The following is a 4,412-nucleotide window of genomic DNA, read 5'->3' on the forward strand; positions in this document are numbered from 1 at the left end:
CTGGATATTCGCTAATCCCTTGGATTTCCCCCCACTGCTGACGCGCAAGCTAGCGGTTTTCTTCACATTTTCATAGACAGCGCTCATGGTTTAACGTCCTGTTTTTCTGTGCTATCGGCCGGGTAATTGCGCGGATCTTCCAGCGCCTGGATCGGTTGTTCCGTCAACGTATACTCCTTGGTCATGTAGAACAGTCTTGCCCCGCCCGCACCGCTACCCAAAGCAGTGAGTGTCTTCACCACGCCACTTTTGCCAAACATCATCATCAGGTTCGCCGCATGAAACGCCGCTTCATACTTGGAGCCTTGTTTACCATCCAGATAACGTGCCGCCGCCAGTAACGGGTTATACCCCTGCTCACTCACGCCAATAAATCGGCTAGCCGCATCAATTGTATTACTGCCCTGCACCACAATGGTCAGGGCCGCTGTGGCCCGGATAGCTAAATGCCCCGCGCGTAACACGATACCCACACCACTGAACACCGAGGCGATGGTGATCAAGACTTCCGCAGCCGTCAGGGCTTTGCCACTCCACCAATCAACCAGGTTATTGCGTTCGACAATGTTATAGATTTCCTTAATCAGCAGATCGGCCAGCTCATCGAGCGTTCTCTTTCGTGTGGGGTGGGTGTAGGTCCATAATGTGCCATCCGTCTGGATATACTCTGGGGTAACGATGATTTCAAAATCATCATTCAACCAGGTTGAGTGTGGGGTATACACGTTATCACCCACCTCACTCGGCCCCAGCTCATCACGAGCCACCGTCGGGTAGTAGTGGTGTTGGGGCAGATAGGTGACTCTGAACACCGCCTTGTTGATATCATGCTTTTTGCCATTCCGAGTTATCTGCCATTTGCCCTTCTCCCCACTGCGTGCCGAGGCGGAGAACAGCGCCAGGAAAACCGGAAACTCCTCGACCCCGATTTTTTCATGCACTTTATCAAACAGCTTATCCATATCACTGATTTCATTGGCCAAGGCTTTTATTTTGGCATTGCGGCTGTTTTTGCCTGCCTGCACGTGTGCCATCACCGAAGAAAAACTCACCCCTTCCGGTAGCGCTTCTTCATTGGCCAGCTCTTCTGGGCCTCCGCCCTCCAGCGGGATATCCTCCATCTCCATTGAGAGGGGGCTGCTGATCTTACTAAACGCGTCTTTGGCTTGTGCCGGATCATCAATCGTCATGATCATGTCCGGTATCTGGCAGGGCATCACCTGCTCGTCGTCTTCGATGGCTTCATCCTGACAGGTGGCTGCCGTGGCGGTTTTAGTGCTACTCATGTTATGACTTCCTTTTTATCAATAGGATAACTCACCTGTTTAGTCGAGGGTTAACCCCGCCTCACCCTCGACGATCACGCCGCCATGCGCGGTGCGATCCCCCTGGCGGGCCACCGGGATCCCGTTAATGGTGACGCAGGCAGAGCCTGAGACGATGGTATCCTGTGCATGGCTGCCCTCGCAGGTTAAGGTATCGCCGACCAGCGCCAGCGGGCGGCCATTGTAGGTGACAAACGATTGCTGGCAACCGCTGATCGGGCCACCTATATGGGGTGTGGGGCCAGGATCGACCTGTGGGCAGGTATGGTAATGGCCTTTTAAGGCAACAGATTGGCTCATGATTTCTCCTTATATCGTCAGTGCAAAGGCGCGTTGTATCCGCTCACATTTAGTGGCGTCATGGCTGCCCAACAGGGCGTTAAACCAACGTGGCCTGAACGGATCATCAAAACAGTACAAACCATCGTAATATTGCCCGATGGCCAGTAACACCGCTGCATCGCTATCTCGCGTCACAGGCAGGTGCTGCGCCACAATGGCTTTTATCTGTGCGATAAATGCCGGGTATTGCGCAGGCGCTAGGCGGCAGGCGGTGCGGGTTTCCTGCTCGAGCAGGCGATGTAATATCGCTTCACCTGCTAACCAGCCAGGTGCGCCACGCGAGTTCTGTTGATGGGTGTGTATCCACCCGATAAGCGTGCTGCGATTTTTTTGCCACTCATCAGGCTGCTTATCCGCTTGGTGCAGCTCGATATAGTCAAGAACCGGGTCTTCTACCGTCAATCTGAGCGTCGCCACTTGCGTGTGGATGATCTGTTGCAGTGCCGCGTAGCGTGGATCCTGCATAAAAAAAGCACCAAAGCAGAGCCGCGCGGTGGCAACACGCAATGCCAGCAGTTGACTCGGGCGGTGTTGCTCCACCGTCCATTGGTAGCTTTGCCTGACACCCTGTTCAAGATGCGCCTCGGTGATACCGCGTAGCGCTATCACCTCCGCATAGTTTTGCTGCAAATAGCGGATGGCGTTGGTCAAAAAAGCCTGCATACGGTAATGGCGCAGGCTGTCATCGGTTTCCTGTGTGATACGCATATTTTCTCCCTTACCGTCACAGAAACAACACGCTGTTGTTCTGCCGGTTCTCTGCGATTATCTGTGTCAATCCATCAGTAAATTCCGCAAAATCACGCGCCGGTAAGAACGGCAAGTAATTTTTTACCACCTCCGGCGCGTAGTAGCGAAAGATCACCCAATGGTCATCGACTTCGCTGTAAAGCTGATTAAATTTTCGCAAGTGTCGCGTCAATGCGGTCAGCGAGTGGTAGCTTCTGATGAAGATCCCCCAGTTCTTCCCCCATCCCTGTTCAAGCAGCCACTCGGTAAAGGGGGTATCGACTTGCAGTTTGACGATGTAAGGCGCATAAAACGCAAACTGCGCTTGCGCATCGCCTTTCCACAGGCATTGCCATTCAGTGTCATAGGCGTCTAATAGCACTGAAATATCTGATTTATGTATCGCATCAATCACCGCATAGGTATGGCAAACAGCGCCCTGTTCTGCCTGTATGACGTGAATATCCTCATCAACAAAGCGCACCACTGGGCCAAAAAGGTATGCGTTGAGCTGAGCCTGTGCCTCTTGGGGATCTTGCGGTAACACACGCTCATGCAATCGGTTGACTCTATTCTGCATCGTCGAGATCCTTTTTGGCTTTTGCACATACTTCACAGAACGGTTTGCCTGCTTTTACCGTGGCCATCAATGCCTCGACCTGATGACTGCCACCACCTCGGATATCAATTGTTGGAGCCAGTAGGGTGAGCTTTTTCGCGTTGATCGTCACGCCGCTGCTGTCGATCGTCAGGCTGCCACCCGGTCCCGCCAATACCGCCTTGTCTTCACCATGCAAAATGTAAACCTTAGAACGGCTGAACACCTTGGTATTGACTTTCTCGTCCTTCACGCCCTGGATCTCAATGGTTTTATTGCCCCCAATATCATCGATAGAATCAGCATAAATAGTTTTCCGTTCTGAACTGTTCACCACCAAGGTACGGTTTTGCTCAACCTGGATTTCCTGATGCTGTAACACCTTCAGCACCGCGTTGCGGTTGATCGTTTCATAATGATCACGCCCGACCTCGGTACGTTTATCACGGCCGATAGTCTCTTTCTGATCCACACCAACTGATTTGCTGCGATTGTTGCCGATGGTATGAAACTGGTCATGCAAGATCTCAGTCACGTGGTCTCTTTGCGCATGCATGTAAATTTGTTCATTTTGTTTGGCATCCTCAAAGCGCAGTTCGTTGAAGCCTTCGCCTTTGTGGGTTTGGGTGCGTAGCGTGGTGCGGGTTTTTTCCGCTGGCAGGTTGAGCGGGGGGTCATTCAGCGCGTTGTAGGTGCAGCCGGTGACGATCGGCCGGTCGATGTCGCCGTTGAGGTAGGAGATGATCACCTCTTGGCCAATACGCGGGATGGCCATAAAGCCGTAGGCGCTGCCGTTCCAGGCTTGTGCCACGCGCACCCAGCACGAGGCGCGGTCGTCCGGTTTGTCGTAACGGTTCCAGTGAAAATGGACTTTGATTTCGCCGTGTTCGTTGACGAAAATCTCTTCGCCCGGCGGGCCAACCACGGTGGCGACTTCGTCACCGTCGGCCAGCGGTTTATGGCAAAACGGTGCGCGCCAGGTGTCAAAGCCGTTCACCAGGTGCAGGTGGTTGTAGAAGGTGGTGCCGCTGTCGGCGGCATTGCCGTTGCGCGCCTCGGGCACTTGGCCGTGGTGGCGCACGCTGACCACTTGGTAGTAGTCGTTGCGTGCCTCGATCGGGTGACCGGTGAGGTCAAAGCGCCGTCCCGGCATCAGTTGGATGCTGTTGCTTTTTGCCACGCCGTGCTGGCTCTCAATCACCAGCCGATCGCGCCGGTAGCGGGTAAACAGTTCGCCGCTTTGATGATCCTGATAGCGGCCGGTGCTCTCAAACCATTCGCCATAGCCGACTGGCGGTTCTGTTTCAGCGCGGTATTGCAGATCAAAATCTGGGTGGCCGTGCCAGCGATCTTTCTGCACCGTGGCGACCGGTTGCGCGATGCGTTCCCAGTGCAGTTCGGTGATCACATCGTCTTTG

Annotated in this window: 5 protein-coding genes; all 5 read right to left on the reverse strand. The window is 53.9% G+C overall.

The genetic code is table 11. The features are described from left to right. Positions 1-83: 83 nt before the first annotated feature. Positions 84-1,286 carry a hypothetical protein gene (locus EOJ37_RS13605; RefSeq protein ID WP_127960434.1) on the reverse strand — a complete coding sequence of 401 codons (1,203 nt, stop codon included), beginning with the start codon at positions 1,284-1,286 and terminating at the stop codon, positions 84-86. Between the two features lie 39 nt (positions 1,287-1,325). Then, the gene (locus EOJ37_RS13610) at positions 1,326-1,625 is read right to left on the reverse strand and encodes a PAAR domain-containing protein (protein WP_127960435.1); all 300 of its coding nucleotides are present in this window, start codon (positions 1,623-1,625) and stop codon (positions 1,326-1,328) included. A gap of 9 nt (positions 1,626-1,634) precedes the next feature. Next, positions 1,635-2,375 (reverse strand): hypothetical protein, encoded by a 741-nt coding sequence (locus EOJ37_RS13615; RefSeq protein ID WP_127960436.1) that lies wholly within the window; start codon positions 2,373-2,375, stop codon positions 1,635-1,637. 16 nt (positions 2,376-2,391) lie between these two features. Further along, positions 2,392-2,976 (reverse strand): DUF4123 domain-containing protein, encoded by a 585-nt coding sequence (locus tag EOJ37_RS13620; protein WP_127960437.1) that lies wholly within the window; start codon positions 2,974-2,976, stop codon positions 2,392-2,394. Further along, positions 2,966-4,412 (reverse strand): type VI secretion system tip protein TssI/VgrG (tssI, locus tag EOJ37_RS13625; RefSeq protein WP_127960438.1); only part of this gene is annotated, 1,447 nt, incomplete at its 5' end. The genes tssI and EOJ37_RS13620, both read right to left, overlap by 11 nt.

It is taken from the genome of Serratia microhaemolytica (genome assembly GCF_004011885.1).
GTDB lineage: Bacteria > Pseudomonadota > Gammaproteobacteria > Enterobacterales > Enterobacteriaceae > Serratia_G > Serratia_G microhaemolytica.

What these genes read in the sequence shown, in the direction of transcription:
- EOJ37_RS13605 (WP_127960434.1), bottom strand. Translation starts at nt 1,286, where the DNA reads ATGAGTAGCACTAAAACCGCCACGGCAGCCACCTGTCAGGATGAAGCC.
- EOJ37_RS13620 (WP_127960437.1), bottom strand. Translation starts at nt 2,976, where the DNA reads ATGCAGAATAGAGTCAACCGATTGCATGAGCGTGTGTTACCGCAAGAT.
- EOJ37_RS13610 (WP_127960435.1), bottom strand. Translation starts at nt 1,625, where the DNA reads ATGAGCCAATCTGTTGCCTTAAAAGGCCATTACCATACCTGCCCACAG.
- EOJ37_RS13615 (WP_127960436.1), bottom strand. Translation starts at nt 2,375, where the DNA reads ATGCGTATCACACAGGAAACCGATGACAGCCTGCGCCATTACCGTATG.